This window comes from methanotrophic endosymbiont of Bathymodiolus puteoserpentis (Logatchev) (assembly GCF_900128525.1).
Classification (GTDB): Bacteria; Pseudomonadota; Gammaproteobacteria; order Methylococcales; family Methylomonadaceae; genus Methyloprofundus.
In genome coordinates, this window is sequence record NZ_FQTQ01000036.1 from 1 (window position 1) to 14,587 (window position 14,587).

General features: G+C 38.7%; 15 protein-coding genes. 6 read left to right on the forward strand and 9 right to left on the reverse strand.

Annotation, left to right across the window (positions count from 1 at the left end):
- Positions 1 to 135 precede the first annotated feature (135 nt).
- The 9 genes from cas5fv to BQ7314_RS02000 form a co-directional block, all read right to left on the reverse strand.
- A complete protein-coding gene (gene cas5fv, locus BQ7314_RS01965; RefSeq protein WP_174482028.1) occupies positions 136 to 1,173 on the reverse strand; it encodes a type I-Fv CRISPR-associated protein Cas5fv in 1,038 nt (345 codons plus the stop codon).
- 11 nt (positions 1,174 to 1,184) lie between these two features.
- A complete protein-coding gene (gene cas7fv / locus BQ7314_RS01970; protein ID WP_174482029.1) occupies positions 1,185 to 2,126 on the reverse strand; it encodes a type I-Fv CRISPR-associated protein Cas7fv in 942 nt (313 codons plus the stop codon).
- Positions 2,127 to 2,196: 70 nt separating this feature from the next.
- Positions 2,197 to 2,490 (reverse strand): type II toxin-antitoxin system RelE family toxin, encoded by a 294-nt coding sequence (locus BQ7314_RS01975; RefSeq protein ID WP_174482030.1) that lies wholly within the window; start codon positions 2,488 to 2,490, stop codon positions 2,197 to 2,199.
- Entirely contained in the window at positions 2,491 to 2,730 is a 240-nt protein-coding gene (locus BQ7314_RS01980; RefSeq protein ID WP_174482031.1) for a type II toxin-antitoxin system Phd/YefM family antitoxin, read from the reverse strand.
- Positions 2,731 to 2,793: 63 nt separating this feature from the next.
- Complete coding sequence (cas3, locus tag BQ7314_RS01985; RefSeq protein ID WP_245394885.1) at positions 2,794 to 5,100, reverse strand: CRISPR-associated helicase Cas3'; 2,307 nt, start codon at positions 5,098 to 5,100, stop codon at positions 2,794 to 2,796.
- A gap of 75 nt (positions 5,101 to 5,175) precedes the next feature.
- Positions 5,176 to 5,721, reverse strand: a complete 546-nt coding sequence (locus tag BQ7314_RS15730) for a hypothetical protein (RefSeq protein WP_245394886.1) — start codon at positions 5,719 to 5,721, stop codon at positions 5,176 to 5,178.
- Positions 5,718 to 6,665 (reverse strand): type I-F CRISPR-associated endonuclease Cas1f, encoded by a 948-nt coding sequence (gene cas1f, locus BQ7314_RS01990; RefSeq protein ID WP_174482032.1) that lies wholly within the window; start codon positions 6,663 to 6,665, stop codon positions 5,718 to 5,720. Before cas1f ends, BQ7314_RS15730 begins: the two co-directional genes overlap by 4 nt.
- 147 nt (positions 6,666 to 6,812) lie before the next feature.
- The gene (locus BQ7314_RS01995; RefSeq protein WP_174482033.1) at positions 6,813 to 7,274 is read right to left on the reverse strand and encodes a CreA family protein; all 462 of its coding nucleotides are present in this window, start codon (positions 7,272 to 7,274) and stop codon (positions 6,813 to 6,815) included.
- Between the two features lie 98 nt (positions 7,275 to 7,372).
- Positions 7,373 to 7,813 carry an FxsA family protein gene (locus BQ7314_RS02000; protein ID WP_174482034.1) on the reverse strand — a complete coding sequence of 147 codons (441 nt, stop codon included), beginning with the start codon at positions 7,811 to 7,813 and terminating at the stop codon, positions 7,373 to 7,375.
- Positions 7,814 to 8,172: 359 nt separating this feature from the next.
- On the opposite strand from BQ7314_RS02000, the gene BQ7314_RS02005 reads away from it, so the two are divergent.
- From BQ7314_RS02005 to BQ7314_RS02030, 6 genes are all read left to right on the forward strand, one after another.
- A complete protein-coding gene (locus tag BQ7314_RS02005) occupies positions 8,173 to 10,419 on the forward strand; it encodes a protein-disulfide reductase DsbD (protein ID WP_174482035.1) in 2,247 nt (748 codons plus the stop codon).
- Positions 10,420 to 10,608: 189 nt separating this feature from the next.
- Positions 10,609 to 11,124, forward strand: a complete 516-nt coding sequence (locus BQ7314_RS02010) for a TlpA family protein disulfide reductase (protein WP_174482036.1) — start codon at positions 10,609 to 10,611, stop codon at positions 11,122 to 11,124.
- A gap of 510 nt (positions 11,125 to 11,634) precedes the next feature.
- The gene (gene aroQ / locus BQ7314_RS02015; RefSeq protein ID WP_174482037.1) at positions 11,635 to 12,081 is read left to right on the forward strand and encodes a type II 3-dehydroquinate dehydratase; all 447 of its coding nucleotides are present in this window, start codon (positions 11,635 to 11,637) and stop codon (positions 12,079 to 12,081) included.
- A gap of 3 nt (positions 12,082 to 12,084) precedes the next feature.
- Positions 12,085 to 12,540, forward strand: coding sequence for an acetyl-CoA carboxylase biotin carboxyl carrier protein (accB, locus tag BQ7314_RS02020; protein WP_174482038.1), 456 nt, complete (start codon positions 12,085 to 12,087; stop codon positions 12,538 to 12,540).
- 13 nt (positions 12,541 to 12,553) lie between these two features.
- The gene (accC, locus tag BQ7314_RS02025) at positions 12,554 to 13,897 is read left to right on the forward strand and encodes an acetyl-CoA carboxylase biotin carboxylase subunit (protein WP_174482039.1); all 1,344 of its coding nucleotides are present in this window, start codon (positions 12,554 to 12,556) and stop codon (positions 13,895 to 13,897) included.
- A 129-nt stretch (positions 13,898 to 14,026) separates the two neighbouring features.
- On the forward strand, positions 14,027 to 14,452 hold the full coding sequence (locus BQ7314_RS02030) for a 50S ribosomal protein L11 methyltransferase (protein ID WP_174482040.1): 426 nt from the start codon (positions 14,027 to 14,029) through the stop codon (positions 14,450 to 14,452).
- Positions 14,453 to 14,587 lie beyond the last annotated feature (135 nt).

Sequence of the window (14,587 nt, forward strand, 5' to 3'; positions counted from 1 at the left end):
AAGGGTAAATCGGGCTTGTCCAACAAACGGTTCAGATTGTGGCTCGCTTCGCGATCACAATCTAACCTTATTCGTTAAGCAGAACATTTTCGCGCATTTCTTCATCTGGCTTTATAACAATTTCGACATAATGTTTCATTGCTTTAACTCCCTTGTATCTATTTCCTGAGAAATATAAGCCAAGCCTTTTTTCCCCAAATAAAAACTTGATACGCCGGCATTTTCAATCATGCTTTTTATTTCTTTCGCTTTTTCTCGGCTCACATCAAGATTAATTTCAAGTTGTCCACTGGCTTTGGTCATTAGAGAAGTGACTTCACCAATGCCTTTTATTCTTTCTTTACGGATATAGGGGTTGCCCCATATTTTCTTTTTATCTCCTGTTGTAAATCGGCTCATAAAATCTTTAGTGGTGAAGCCTCGTTTAGAGATACCACTAATACCACCTGCTTTGGTTTTTGCAGAATCCATATTAAAATATTGTGCCAACCTATCTAGCTGCAAATAAAGAGAGGAGCAATATAAGCTGATGGGCATAATTTCAGATTTTTTATTCAGATATTCTATGCCTTCAAATCTCTGTTTGAGATATTCCACTGCTTCGTTTGCTATTCCTTCATTTGCAACCGCTTTTTCTTTGTTCAACAGCTCTAATTTTTCAATAATTGATACTGGGTTAGCCGGAATTGTGGCTGTCACTTTAGTATTTGAAACAATAAACTGACAAAGTGCTTCAAAATCTAACGCTAATATCCCCCAAAATTCAGCCGAATAATCTGATGAAAACATAGCATCATTGGTTTTTATTGCACCTGTAAACGAATTTTGGTCTGTACTCCCCGTGATATTTCTAATATAGGTCATTTCACTGGTCTCAATGCCAGTATCTTTAAAAATGACTTTATCGCTATTAGCATAATCAATCGCTTTAAAAAAATAATCGTCCGAGTCTCTTGCTTGATACAGTTTACGTTGGTCGCCTATCACCCTATTTAAGATTCCCATAACGGTATCTAAAGTAATGTCTCTTTTAATAAAATTTTCAGGCTTTCTTAGACTCGTCATTGAGCCAATAAATTTACGCCCATTTTTCGGTAACGGTTCATTATTACTGGTACTTGGGTCTAAAAATGAATTTCGCCATGAGGAATCATAATCTATGATAATTTTCATAAATCACTCCTTTACTTGGCGTAAAAATAAACAGCATAATCCGAGTTAGCTTGTTCCGATATATCACCCTCACCGCGTTTAATACGCATCATTTTATGGCTGTCGTTGTAATCCACTAATATTTCATCGACATACATATAAGATTTTGCCTGTCTAATAGAAAGCTCGCTTATCATTTGTAAGCTATGTTCAATCAGTGCTTGTACCGCATCATTATTCAGTAAAATACCATTTTCACCTTCTTCAAAAATAGTGCCTCTACGCACATAATTGTGATGAAATACTGCTTGTGGGCTTAAATCAGAATTAAGTGATTGAATAAACTCTTGCACCGCTTGAGCGACTTCTTCGCCCTGCCCTTCTTTAATCACCATTGCACAACGATCAAACTTTTTATCTAATGATATAAATTGTAATTGCTCAATGCTGATTGATCCATAAGACGTGTATTTTGTATCACCAAAGGTTGTTTTTGAGAAAAATGAGGATCTATCACGCTCTCCTGCCTGACCAAATTGCTCAAAGTTACCATTCCCTAACTCATCAACAAAATCTTCCATTAATAAAGGGCTGGTACGTTTACACTGGCTAGAAGGCACAACAAACCCACGAATCAATCCCGTTATTGAGGCTAGTACACCTTGTAGGCTTTTTTCGGCTGCATAGTGAATATCAAAAGCTTGATCTCTAAACAGGTGATGACGAATACAATTCTGGCTGATATATAAGGGCGTTTTTTTAAAATCAATATCCGTTGGTGATTTTTTTAATTTATACCCTTTTTCACTTTCTTTACCTGTGATGTTGGTGTAACCACGAAGTTTAGGTAAGGTATGGTTATCAATAATTCTCCCTTCATCTTGTAATGTTGTTGGCCCATTCCAATTCACTACACCATGCCCTAATGCGGTAATTTTAAAATCAACACTTTTAATTCCTGTTACTTTTTTCATTTCAGTATTCCGTAAGTTAATGTAAAAATAGATGCTTTAAAAGCTTGTTTAAACTCGAATGCTAAATAAGCTACTTTTCTAAAAAATTAGTGCATTTAGCCAAGTGTGCAAAGGTTTGATACACTGTTTCTCTTTTTTCAATAATGGCAATTAGCAGTATTTCTTCTTGATAGGTGTAAATTAAACGATATTTACCCGCTCTTATTTTTTTAAACTGGCGATAGCCTTGCAAGCTTTCCCCCGTTATTGAGTCATTTCTTAAATTGTTGATAATATTTTTTATTTTCTTTGCTACTTTGGGGTCGTTTTTTACCAATAACTTTAAAACCTTAAAGGCTTGTTTTGTGAGTTTGTAGTCTCTCATTTATAAACCATCTAATAACTCATCTGTTTCTTTTCTTGATGCAAACCCTTCTTGTATTGCTAATTCTGCGGCTTTACCATATAAAAAATCTTCTAATTTCTTTAACTCTTTATAGCGTTCCGTAGACAGCAGAACAGCAACGTTTTTATCTTGCTTAGAGATGGTCACTGGGTTTTCTTTTAGCCCTGCTATGAGGGCACTGAAGTTTTTTCTGGCTTCTGTGGATGTTAATATTTTCATAGGTCACCTCTTATAAATGTACATAATAATGCTTATTTTGTACACTTTAGGCTCTTTTTATTTTTAGTCAATATTTTTAAGCTGATAAGTAGAAATAGCCCCAATAGGCTGGTTTTTTCCTACGGCATAATAAATTGCATAGGTGTGTGCTTCTGCTTCTACTTGTTTCAAATCTTCAGGCGTGTAACTTAAATAAATCGGTGTTTCAGCTTCTTTAGCTTTTTTAAGGTAGGCTCTGTCTTTATATTTTGTGGTTGCCTTAACGCCATAATTTTTATCTTCTATGATGTTATGGTGTTTTTTTGCCATAAAATCTAAGACACTTTTTTCACTATCACCATAACCCATCATTTCACTGACTGATAAAGTGAAGGGTTCGTTGTCGCAAGCATATTCATTGCTTACTTCTTGCTTGCCATTCTCAATATTAATAATCGCCAGTTGCACAAAACGACTATTACCGCGTAAAGAGTTATTTTTAATTTTCACGCCACCTTTTACAGGCTTTGGTTTATTAGGAAAGCTGATAGGGTCTACAATTTTTTGCTCTATGGCTTTAACGCTTTCTTTTAGTGCCATGATTAAGTCTTGTTCAATCACGCTAAGACTGTTCTCATCCTCATAAAAATCCTGATATATTTGATACAGTGTGGCAATGCTTACAATTTTGTTATCAGGCAATTTTGCTTGCAAAAACTCATACCATGCTTTGGTGCTTTGTAAACAATATAAACTACTGTGGAGAAACTTAGCATTCCCTAATACTTTGCCATTTTTGACATGTTCACTCATTGCAGAAACATAAACATTCTGCTGTTGATTCTCGCCAAACCTATCCAATCGCCCTAATCGTTGCAACCAGTTTTCTGCATTGGTAAATTCGGTTATCATTTTATCGCAACTGATATTTAATGAGGCTTGCACGATAGGGCCTGAGCGTAACACATCATAATTTCTAGACCCTTGTTGTTTAAACGCGGCAAATACTTTATTAAACAATTCTTTTCTGTCTGAAGGTTTGAACTTTGAATGAATGAGTATGCTGTTTTCCTTATCCTGATTTTTAATGAAACTTTTTTGGGCAGTAATCGCAGTATTGCTAATCACAAAGGTATTATTTTCAGCTTGTGGCGCATAAAGAGGATTACTGTCATCTTCTATTTTTTCATCAAAATCAACAAATTCAATTTTATATTGGCTTTGATTAAAACTTTCAATATCGACAATATCATTGATCGCTAATAGCTTATTTACAAAATGGAAATTAGGCGTAGCAGAGACTAATAAAGCATTAGCCTTTTTGTTTTGTAGCTGTTTACAAGCCACTAATTCAGCGAACAATAAATTAAAGCCATCCATTGGAATATACTCGTGATATTCATCAAAGACGATATGTGCATTCATATACTGCACCAGTCCCGTTACCTTTGTATGGGTGGTGATGGTATTAATGACTTGATCAATGGTGGTTAAAACAATATCCCCTGAAAATTCTTGCCCTTCGGGTGTCTTATCTTCATCACGGTAACTATTGGTAAATTTAAATTCCCCTGTACAAATTTCGATTTGAGCATTAGGAAGATATTCATTGCTTGTTAAATCATTGAATAAACCTTGGCAAATTTGTACTCTTGGACAAATCCAGATAATTTTTCTTGCGTGGGTATTTAGCGCCCACTCCAAAGTAATTTTAGTTTTACCACAGCCTGCGGGTCCATTAAGTACACCGACACTCACTTCTTCATCGGATAATTTTTCAGCGGCTATTTGTTGTTGTTGATTTCTTTTACTATCAGGATGTTTTTTCTCAAAACCTTGTAAGCACTCTTTAATTTTTGTTAGTAAACTACGTTCAGTTAATAAGGCTTCTGTTATTAATTCAGGTAATGTGTTTTGCTCTATATGGCTATTTAAGGCTTCGGCACTTAATGCAGAGACTAATCTGTCAGCGCTCACTACCACTGAGCGAACGATATTGTTCTTAGCATTGTTTTTTACATCCGACTGATAGCCCTCAATATTTTCACTTAATCCATAACTTTTATAATCAGGTAAGAAAACTCTTAAGTCATTCAAGTTATCTTCATCTACCTGTTTCAGTACATTTCCAGTTTTTAACTCTGAATCATAGCCTGCCGCTAGCGCATTAATAGAAGTAAGCAAGCCATGAATGGTTGGCGATAAGCTATTAATGGATTTATCTTTTAACGATGAAATCAGTTTGTTGTAAATGATTTCATATTTTGTAAATTCCTCCTTTCTAATCGGCTTAGCATGATGCCAATAGATGGTATGTTTTATTAATTTCTTGTTAGCTTTATTACCAACAATAGAGGTATCCTTTTCATCATCAAATAAATAATGGAGCAATACAGATATTTCATTATGTCTTGGATGTTTTTCAAAAGAAAATGCACCTGACTTTTTATCAATATGTTGCCCTTCTTATGGAATTTCATCAATCAACTGCTTTTTTGTTTTTTCTAAAATCCAGGTTTGAAAACCAGCGTCAATTTTCCCCATATCATGCCAACAACCAGCAACAAAAGCGGTTTTAGCAAGCTTATCATCCTCGACTAATTGCTTAGATAACAAGTAAGCGACATATCCCACAGCAAATAAATGCTGATCTAATGGTTGTTTCTTGGTATTTGCATAATAATTTTCGATATTCACGTCTATTTCATCCATTTTTAGTGCATCAATTTGATTGGTGTAATTCACTGGCACAACGCCCTGTTCATTAAATTCATTTTTACTCCCCACCACCCACAAAAACTCACTCCGGCTACGGCTCCTAATCCAATGACAACTCACAGCCGTATTTTTAGTGGCAGATTTGCGCAATAGTTTTTTAACGGCTTGTAGGCCGTCTTCGGTAATCACTGTCTGCCATGTGTTTGTGCCTATGCGATTAGCAAAGGCATCCAATACGCGTCTAGTCCTATTAAGTGCTTTGTGTTCGCATTGGGATACAAAGGTGACCATCATAAATCTTTACCTTCTACACTGGCTTGCTTAACCGCTTCAAACATAAAATCCAAGGCTTTATGTTGGGTGAAATTTTGTAGGCATTGTTGGCGAAATTCTTGTTCAGTGGCTTGTTCTTTGGCGCAGATAAAAGCCCACGGTAAAATCAGCGTATCTTTGATTAAATCGGCAACATCAAACACTAACGCGCCACGTCTGGTTTTTCCGTGCATCACGGCAAATCCATGCGGAATACCTAAGACCCAGAGAGTAGTAGCGGCGAGTCCATAGGCTAAATAATTACCATGATTTAAAAAATCATTGGCATCATCTAGGCTGTCATGTTGCCTGATAAAGTTTTTTTGCTGGGTGTGCTTGGCGGCTATTTTATAGAGAGCCTTGGTGAGTTGTGCTTCTACTAATAATAAATTCATGACATCTTGGCTGCGTTCTATTTTGGCTGCAAAGTGAGTCAAGGCTTGATTGATATCGGGGTCATCTAGGCTAAATCCTTCGTTTTTTAAATCCCGGTCTTTTCCCCAGACTTTTTGCATGTATTCGATGCGCTGCTGTTGAAATTGTTTAGCGACCTTGAGGCGCTTATTTTCTTCAAACCAAAAAGCCATCCAGCCCTGCACATATTCGGTGGGTCGATATTCACTTTGCGGTGAGAGCCATTCTATTTCATTGGCGGCGATTAACGGCGTTCCCCCTCCACCACTAAAACCAATTAAAACGCCTGCTTGAGCTAACATTCTAACGGCGGCTTGGGTGATGGATGTTCCTGTGCCTAATAAGATACAGGTGGTATTGGCGATGGGGATATTCCAATATTGCTTTTCGGTATCGGCTTCAGTTAAGTACAGTACTCTGCCATCTTTTTGCATCACTCGACATTTGTCTAAGTAGTAAATATTGGCACGTTTAGAGTGTAGGATTGCTTTTAAATCGGTGAGCTGTTCCATTAAATATTTCCCTTAATATTTTTATGATACTGTCATTATCCACACTCACTGCCTCACTTTGGTGAGGCAGTGATAATTTTTTTGCATTTTATTTATTTATTTCTGCCATGACAGCATCTCTTAAAAACTCGGGTTCTATCACTTTTCTTATTCTCGCCACGGCATAATAGGAACAGTTGATAGGCTATTTGCAGGGGCGCCATCTATGATTTTTCGACTGATGGCGACATAAACGAGGGTATTACGCTTTTTATCAAAAAGTCGCACTACTCGCGTTTCTTTAAAAAATAGCGAGGTATCGGCACTAAAGGCTTCTTCTTGTTTAGCTAGTTTTTCTTTAAATTTAATAGGCCCAACTTGCCGACAGGCCAACGAAAACTGAGCTGGGTCTTCTGCCAAACCAAAGGTACCTTTTAGTCCGCCTTTTTTTGCTTGGCTAATATGGCAGCTGACACCGCTCACTTTTGGGTCATCAAAAGCTTGTACGCAGATTTTATGGTTAGCGCCAATTAATTTCCATGAGGTGGTGATGCAGCCTACTTCTTCTGCCGCTGCATTATGTATTAACGCGCCAGTCAGCATGGCGCAAAAGATGAGTGATTTTTTCATTTATGTTCTCGGGAGGATAAGTTTCAATAACTTGTAAGGCGTGACTTTAGCCCGCCTTTGTGCGTATCAAGGCGGGCTAAAGCCACGCCCTACTTCTTTTAATCTTCTTTTCTAAACTCGCCTTCAATAACATCCGGCTGTGTTTTAGATTGTTGTTGCTGCGGTGGCATGCCAGCTTGTACTAGGCGTTTTTCAATAATGTACTGGGCTATTTTCTTACGCATAGGCGGAATTAAGCAGGCAAATCCAATGATATCTGTGAAAAATCCGGGGGTTAATAATAATGCACCTCCGACTAATAATATTGGACCTTCGACCATTTCATAGGCTGGCAATGTACCTTTAGCTAAATTATCTTGAAAGCGCTGCCAAGTGGCTAAGCCTTGTTGCCTTAATAATCCAGCACCGATGATGGCAGTCAGTACAACTAAGGCAATAGTGGGAAAAACACCGACGATTCCGCCAATCTGGAGTAATAAGTATATTTCTACAAAAGGGATGATTAAAAAAGCTAAAAAAACAAATTGTATAGGGTTCATAAGGCAATTCTCTTGTGGATTAATTAATTTTCCATCGATTTAATCAGGTATTAAATTTAGGCTCTATCCTTCTACTGTGAAGACTTTTTTTTAAAAAAATAGTATTCTTTACGCTTTATAGCATACTACAAGCTGAATATTGTCGCTTTTACCTTGCACTATTTTCATTACAAAAGCACATCATGGTGCGACAAACTTAAGACAGGACACCTAGAAATCGTAGAGCGGACTTCAGTCCACTATTGCTAAACAGGCGGACTGAAGTCCGCCCTACTGTATCATTAGAGCTACACCCGACCCAAAATTATTACTTTCTCCACCGATAATGGGTTACCTGGTTATTTACAATGGATCACTTCATGCATCACGTTAAAATCGTTCTTTCCTGCTTTTTTATTCTGTTTAGTCAAGTCACTTTCGCCATTAATCCTGACGACTTATTAACGCCGGAACAAGCCTTTAAGGTTTCTGCCCAAGCAACGGAAGATGGCAATCTACTTATTTCCTGGGATATTGCCGAAGGTTATTATCTATATCGCAATAAAATGTTATTCGCCTCAAAAACAAAGGCAATAACAGTTGAACATGTCGATTTACCCGCGGGTGAAATTAAGAGTGATAAGTATTTTGGTAATGTTGTTATCTATCGTCATCATATAGAGAACACGTTAACCTTGCAGCGCCCTACTGGAAAGGTCTCCTTATCTTTGTTGGTAAAGCATCAGGGCTGTGCTGATTTAGGTATTTGTTATCCACCCCAAAAAACATTACTGACGGTACAACTGCCAGCAATTAGCACACCGGAAATCGCAGAAAGTAGTGCTAATCCATTACAGCAACTCAGCAAAAATTTTAACTTAGGGCTGAACCTATTTAAAAATGAAGCTGAGTTGTTGCCCGCGGATGAGGCATTTCAATTTTCCGCTTTTGTCAAAGAGGGTAAAAATCTCAGAGTTAATTGGCAAATAGCAAAAGGCTATTATCTTTATAGAGAAAAAATAGACCTAGAATTACTCGATTCTAACAATACTAAGCTACTTGATTATGAGATCCCTCATGGCACGCCAAAATTTGATGAGGCTTTTGGTGATGTGGAAATTTTGCATAATAATGTGGCTTTTACTATTCCTCTTGAGCGCTTGCATGCCACTCAGCATAGTATTACGTTACGCGCTAAATTCCAAGGCTGTGCTGAGCGTGGGGTTTGCTATCCACCTATGGAGAAAACAGTGACTTTATTGTTGCCAGAAATCACAGCAACCGAACTCACGTCACCAGCCAAGCCAATTAAAACAAGTAATCATTCAGAACAAGACCTTATTATCCAGTCTTTACACCAAGATTCCTTTTTTCTCACCTTACTCAGCTTTTTGGGCTTCGGTTTATTATTAGCTTTTACCCCTTGTGTCTTTCCAATGATCCCAATCTTGTCGGGGATTATTGTCGGTCAAGGTAAAGACATTAGCAGCCGCAAAGCCTTTTTACTTTCACTGAGTTTTGTTCTGGCTTCTGCCATGACTTATACTATTTTTGGTGTTCTAGCGGCATTATTTGGCAGTAATCTCCAAGCAACATTTCAAGCACCTTGGATTATTTACCTGTTCAGTGGTATTTTTATCCTACTGTCACTGTCAATGTTTGGTTTTTATCATTTAGAATTACCTAAATCATTACAATCTCGCTTACATAACGCAAGCGATAAGCACCGTGATGGTTCTTATTTAGGCGCTGGATTGATGGGCGTATTTTCTTCTTTAATTGTTGGCCCTTGTGTTGCTGCGCCACTAGCCGCTGCGCTTATGTATATAGGGCAGTCCGGCGATGTTATTTTAGGTGGCTCGGCTTTATTTGTTATGGGTTTTGGTATGGGTGTGCCACTCTTAGTTATTGGCGCTTCTGCGGGCAGCTTATTACCTAAAGCAGGGCACTGGCTGAATGCCAGCAAATCTGTCTTTGGCGTGATTATGTTAGCCGTTGCTATATGGATGCTAGAGCGAGTACTTGCTGCCGAAATTATTATGTTTTTCTGGGCAATCCTATGCATTATCCCAGCTATTTATCTGCGTGCTTTAGATCCATTACCCAGCATTGATAGTGGCTGGCATAAATTATGGAAAGGCGTTGGTGTTGTATTACTGGCTTATGGCTTGCTGATTTTAGTTGGCCTTAGCGCTGGCAATAGCAACCCCTTGCAACCATTAAAAGGTTTATCTATGGGCGCGACGGCAAACGCACAAGCTGAAACACCCCCCGCCTTTAAAAAAATAGCATCACTAGCTGAATTAAAACAAGAAATTCAACGCGCTAATGCGAATGGCCAGTGGGTGATGCTGGATTTTTATGCCGACTGGTGTATTAGCTGCAAAGAAATGGAGGCTTATACGCTGAGTAAGCCAGAAGTTAAACAGGCACTGGCTAACTTCGTTCTGTTACAGGCCGATGTCACTAAAAATACATCTACAGATAAAGAGCTATTAAAAGCCTTTAATTTAGTGGGGCCACCTGCTATATTATTTTTTCGCTTAGACGGGCAAGAACAAGGTGATTTACGCATTATTGGCTATCAAGATGCTGAAACGTTTCTGGGCCAATTATCCAAGATTTAAGACAGCTATATTTCCATAGGAACCAAAATTAAATAATATCCGCAAGCACTACCAGTCCTTTGAGGACTGGTAGTGCTACATAACCTACAGTTTTGGGTTTTATTGAATGTGTATTCCTGCCTGAAATCATAAAAATTAAAGACAACTATACCAATTCCGATTTACTCAATAAATATGCCTCTCTAAATAATGCCTAAATCATTACTTGTTTTTATTTTTATATTCCTAATATTAGTTAGCGCTTTATTCGCCAATCACCAAAGCCAAAAAGAGCAACAAGTATTAGCACCTACGCCTTTAATCGATTTTTCCTTGGCAAATTTAGCGGGCGAACTAACGCCAATCTCCAAATGGCGCGGTAAAATCATTATCATTAATTTCTGGGCAACGTGGTGCCCACCGTGCTTAAAAGAAATACCAGATTTTATTACTCTGCAAAATGAATATGCGGATAAAAATGTACAGTTTATTGGTATCGCTATCGATACACCTGAGTTAGTCGCTGATTATCTCGCTTTTATTAACATCAATTACCCTATTCTTATGGCTGAAATAGAAGGGCAGCAACTTGCCAAACAATTAGGTAATGTGGTTAATGCGGTTCCTTTTACGCTTATCATAAATGCCGATAACGAGATTATTTTTCGTCATCCAGGTGAATTATCTAAAACTAAAATTCGTCAAATTATCGACCCGCTTATATAACAAGGATCGACATAGCCCATAATGACGAAAATTAAATAATATCCGCAAGCACCGTCAGCCCTTTAAGGGCTGGCGGTGCTTCATAAACAAAGTTTGGCACCTTTCGTTCTTCAGTTTACACTTTAAGTAGGAGCGGCTTTAGCCGCGATAGTGGCATGAACTGTCGTGGCTAAAGCCATTCTCACGAAACACATTAAATGGGCATTAAAAGTGTAAGCCACTTTTGGCACTATATGTAGAATGCCCAAAGTGTCGAGTTTTATTTAATGTGCATTCCTAAGTAGCTCGCCTCTAGGAATGCGATTTTTTTAATCATTATTCTTGTCATCACTAGAACTCACTGACAAAAAGTAAGTCATTCCCAACCCGGTAATATGTTAAGAAAGTCACAAAGAAACGAGCTATTTTGTCGCTAACTGTTGTTAAATAACATATATCTGGACAAAATCATGCAAATTAGGCAAAATTAGTCTGTTTTTATAATAACAATAATAAAATTACCTGTTTAGCATGGCAAAAATTACTATCCTCAATGGCCCTAATCTTAATTTACTCGGCATTCGTGAGCCGGGGCTTTATGGCAATCAAACCCTCAGTGATATACAACACAGTACTGAAGAACTTGCCGAAAAACTTGGTCACTTGCTCAACTTTGAGCAAAACAATGCTGAACATGAAATTATAGAGCTCATTCACCAAGCGTTTGCAGACCAAGTTGATTTTATCATTATCAACCCTGCTGCGTTTACTCATACTAGCATCGCCATTCGTGATGCCTTGTTAGCAACAAAAATTCCTTTTATAGAAGTCCATTTATCCAATGTCCACGCACGGGAGCCATTTCGTAAGCACTCCTACCTTTCTGATATTGCTCAGGGAGTTATTTGTGGACTGGGCGCATTAGGATACGAATTGGCCTTACAGGCTGCTCATCAGACACTACTCGAGAGAAAATAAATCGTGGATATTAGAAAAATTAAAAAACTGATCGAACTTATTGAAGCATCTGACATCGCTGAAATTGAAATTACCGAAGGCGAAGAGTCTGTACGCATTAATCGCTATGCTCAACAACAAGCTGCCGCGCCTGTAATGGCGGCACCAGTGGCGACTATGACAGCCCCTACAGCCAGCACACCAGAAGTTGCTAGCGCTCCAGCAGCTGCACCAGAAGCTTCTGGTCATGTGGTTAAGTCACCCATGGTCGGTACTTTTTACCGCTCAGCTTCACCAGGTTCAGCAGCTTTCGTTGAAATAGGCACAGTCGTCAAAGAGGGTGATACACTCTGTATTATTGAGGCAATGAAAATTCTTAATCAAATCGAAGCGGATAAAAGTGGAACGATCAAACAAATCTTAATCGAAAATGCACAACCTGTTGAATATGATCAACCTCTTTTCATCATAGAAGAATAAGCGAGGTATAAGCATGTTCGATAAACTAGTTATAGCTAATCGCGGTGAAATTGCTTTACGCATTTTACGCGCGTGTCGTGAATTAGGCGTTAAAACCGTTGCCGTATACTCCAGTGCTGACCGTGATTTAAAACACGTTCGCCTAGCAGATGAAGCCATCTGTATAGGACCTGCAGCGTCTGTAGACAGCTATTTAAATATCCCTGCCATTATTAGTGCCGCCGAAGTGACTGATGCAGAAGCTATTCATCCCGGCTATGGTTTTTTAGCAGAAAGTGCTGAATTTTCAGAAAAAGTAAAGCAAAGTGGCTTTATTTTTGTAGGCCCTGAAGCGGAGACTATTCGCATAATGGGTGATAAAATCGAGGCTAAAAAAGCGATGATTGCCTCTGGCATTCCTTGTGTTCCTGGCAACGGTGAACCTTTAGGTGATGATAATGCAACCAACCTAAAATTGGCTCATGAAATTGGCTACCCAATTATCATCAAAGCTGCTGGCGGTGGTGGTGGTCGTGGTATGCGTACTGTACACACCGAAGGTGCGTTAATCAGTTCGATTGCCTTAACCAAATCAGAAGCAGGCTCCTTTTTTGGTAACTCTACGGTCTATATGGAAAAATTCCTCGAAGATCCACGCCATATTGAAATTCAAGTTCTTTCTGACTCGCATGGTAATGCCATTCACCTAGGTGAACGCGATTGCTCTATGCAACGTCGCCATCAAAAAGTTGTTGAAGAAGCACCGGCACCTGGCATTACCGAAGAACAACGTAAATTTATCGGTGAGCGCTGTGCACAAGCTTGTGTTGATATGGGTTATTTAGGCGCAGGGACTTTTGAGTTTTTATACGAAAAAGGGGAATTTTTCTTTATCGAGATGAATACCCGGGTTCAGGTTGAACACCCCGTAACTGAAATGGTCACGGGTATTGATATTGTTAAAGAGCAATTGCGTATTGCCGCTGGCGAGCCCTTGTCTTACACACAAGATCAAGTGGTTATACACGGACATGCGATTGAATGCCGCCTAAATGCAGAGGATCCCAAGAGCTTTATGCCTTGCCCTGGAACAATTGATGTTTTCCATATGCCAGGTGGACCAGGCATTCGCTGTGAAACACATATTTATAACGGTTATAGAGTACCGCCTTATTATGATTCTATGATTGGCAAACTGATTGCCCATGGTGAAGACAGAGCCAGCGCTATTGCCCGTATGAAAACAGCATTAAGCGAAATGGTCATTGATGGCATTAAAACCAACATCCCATTACAGCAAGATATTATGGCAGATACTGCATTCGCTCTAGGCAGCCAAAATATCCATTATTTAGAAAAGAAATTAGGTATGACTTAAAAATAGTCTCTTATTGAGTGAGGTAGACTTCAGTCTGCCTTGCTTAATGGCCTTTCTCGAACTAAAGCCATCACTTACAAATATTTATATCCAGATTTACTTTATAGATCACACACAACACAATTCATTATGGCTTGGCATCAAATTTCTGTGGTAAGTAAGGCAGCATTATCACCCGATATATCTAATTATTTTAGCGAATTAGGCGCTGTTTCCGTTACTTATATGAGCGCTACATCGCAACCCATTTACGAACCTAATATCGGCGAAACAAAAATTTGGGAACACACCAAAATCATTGCCTTATTTGAGTTGAACGCATCCCCAGATTTAATCAAAACCTTATTATTCGAGCAATTTCCAGATAATATTATACAAGACTGGCATGCAGAGGTTTTAGAAGATCAAATATGGGAACGCTCATGGATGGAGCATTACAAGCCGATGAAGTTTGGCGAACATCTTTGGGTCTATCCTACGGGACAAGAACAGTTTCTGCCCGGTACGGTTAGCTTAATTCTCGGTAACTTCTCATTATCCACAGGCAAATATTAAAAAATTGCTTTACAATATATTCTATGAACTCGCCTAAACCGAAACTGCCAGAGATAAATGAAGAAGATCGCACGCCGCTAGTGGATGTGCTGTTGGAAGTGCTTGCCTGGCAACAAAAGCAGATTGATAAGTTAG

Bases quoted from the DNA above. Each gene is read 5' to 3' on its own strand.
- cas5fv (WP_174482028.1), bottom strand. From the start codon at position 1,173: ATGAAAATTATCATAGATTATGATTCCTCATGGCGAAATTCATTTTTA.
- cas7fv (WP_174482029.1), bottom strand. From the start codon at position 2,126: ATGAAAAAAGTAACAGGAATTAAAAGTGTTGATTTTAAAATTACCGCA.
- BQ7314_RS01975 (WP_174482030.1), bottom strand. From the start codon at position 2,490: ATGAGAGACTACAAACTCACAAAACAAGCCTTTAAGGTTTTAAAGTTA.
- BQ7314_RS01980 (WP_174482031.1), bottom strand. From the start codon at position 2,730: ATGAAAATATTAACATCCACAGAAGCCAGAAAAAACTTCAGTGCCCTC.
- BQ7314_RS15730 (WP_245394886.1), bottom strand. From the start codon at position 5,721: ATGATGGTCACCTTTGTATCCCAATGCGAACACAAAGCACTTAATAGG.
- cas1f (WP_174482032.1), bottom strand. From the start codon at position 6,665: ATGGAACAGCTCACCGATTTAAAAGCAATCCTACACTCTAAACGTGCC.
- BQ7314_RS01995 (WP_174482033.1), bottom strand. From the start codon at position 7,274: ATGAAAAAATCACTCATCTTTTGCGCCATGCTGACTGGCGCGTTAATA.
- BQ7314_RS02000 (WP_174482034.1), bottom strand. From the start codon at position 7,813: ATGAACCCTATACAATTTGTTTTTTTAGCTTTTTTAATCATCCCTTTT.
- BQ7314_RS02005 (WP_174482035.1), top strand. From the start codon at position 8,173: ATGCATCACGTTAAAATCGTTCTTTCCTGCTTTTTTATTCTGTTTAGT.
- BQ7314_RS02010 (WP_174482036.1), top strand. From the start codon at position 10,609: ATGCCTAAATCATTACTTGTTTTTATTTTTATATTCCTAATATTAGTT.
- aroQ (WP_174482037.1), top strand. From the start codon at position 11,635: ATGGCAAAAATTACTATCCTCAATGGCCCTAATCTTAATTTACTCGGC.
- accC (WP_174482039.1), top strand. From the start codon at position 12,554: ATGTTCGATAAACTAGTTATAGCTAATCGCGGTGAAATTGCTTTACGC.
- BQ7314_RS02030 (WP_174482040.1), top strand. From the start codon at position 14,027: ATGGCTTGGCATCAAATTTCTGTGGTAAGTAAGGCAGCATTATCACCC.